Source organism: Helicobacter suis (assembly GCF_902196125.1).
In the GTDB taxonomy this organism is placed as follows: Bacteria; Campylobacterota; Campylobacteria; order Campylobacterales; family Helicobacteraceae; genus Helicobacter; species Helicobacter suis_B.
The window spans coordinates 1-1026 of record NZ_CABIKG010000048.1; the positions used below are offsets into that span (position 1 = coordinate 1).

Sequence of the window (1026 nt, forward strand, 5' to 3'; positions counted from 1 at the left end):
TGAATTAGAGATTCAAGGTACGGAGTTAGTGGGGCTAGAACATTTCACGGAGGCGCCTCCGTTAAAATCGGGCTTTGAGATTAAGAAATTAGATTTTGACGAATTAGCCAAACGCGCCCCCGCTGAAAAGCCTTACCCCTTTACCCAAAGAGTTTTAAACACAATTAAAAGCGCGCTAGCTTTATTAAGTTTAGATGATAGGCAGGATTTGCATGTATTAGATAGCCCAAATTATAAGCAAGGGCGCAGTTACTACACTAAAGCGCCAAGTATTGAGCAAGTTAGGGGGTGGATAAAGCAAACGGCGGCCATACGGGGGGAAAAGCGCACATGGGACAAAAAAATAATTATTGAACACCCAGAATTTGAAGGCATAGTTGTGCCATTTGGTGGGATAAAAGAAAAAACAAAGACAAATTTTAGTAAGGTGCATTTTAATAAAAGAGGTATGCACATTGTGCCTTTTGTTAGGGGCGATAATGATTAAACTAGAAGATCATATAAAATACTTAGGCTGGTTTGTTAGAGTTACTCTAATCAATGATCAAATTTGCGATGAAGGCACTACTATTGAGGGGGTTTTTTCTGGCTATGATTTTGCCGCGTGTAGTGGTGAAGAAGAAGATAATTTAGCAATTAGCATGGGCGGCGGCTGGATATATGGTTTGAATGTTTCAGATATTAAGGGAATAACCCCGCTGTATAAGCTTGATCGCAAGGTTTATAAAGATATGTTAACAAAAGAGTGTAGGGGCGGGTGATAGCATGAAAAATTTACCACTCGCGCCGTAAAGCCCCTAGCTTTAGCTATGGGGAGTATGTCAACTGATAACTTAAACTCCCACCACTTAACTAAATTTTCTTGTGTATCAATTTGCATTTAACCGCCATTTAATGGCCGTTAAACACGGCTTAAAGATAAACATCAAGTCAACTCCTCACACTCCAAATCTAGGCTAACATAATCACGATTCAAAAAGTTAATATCTACATTTCTGATCAATCCAAAAAAGGTTAAACACTCAA

General features: G+C 39.1%; 2 protein-coding genes. Both read left to right on the forward strand.

The genetic code is table 11. The annotated features are described in order from the left end of the window. Nucleotides 1-487, forward strand: a 487-nt coding sequence (locus G6Q00_RS08195) for a polymorphic toxin type 50 domain-containing protein (RefSeq protein WP_205426579.1), incomplete at its 5' end; no start/stop codon positions are given. Further along, nucleotides 480-761 (forward strand): hypothetical protein, encoded by a 282-nt coding sequence (locus G6Q00_RS08200; protein ID WP_163532752.1) that lies wholly within the window; start codon nt 480-482, stop codon nt 759-761. The genes G6Q00_RS08195 and G6Q00_RS08200, both read left to right, overlap by 8 nt. Nucleotides 762-1026: the final 265 nt, after the last annotated feature.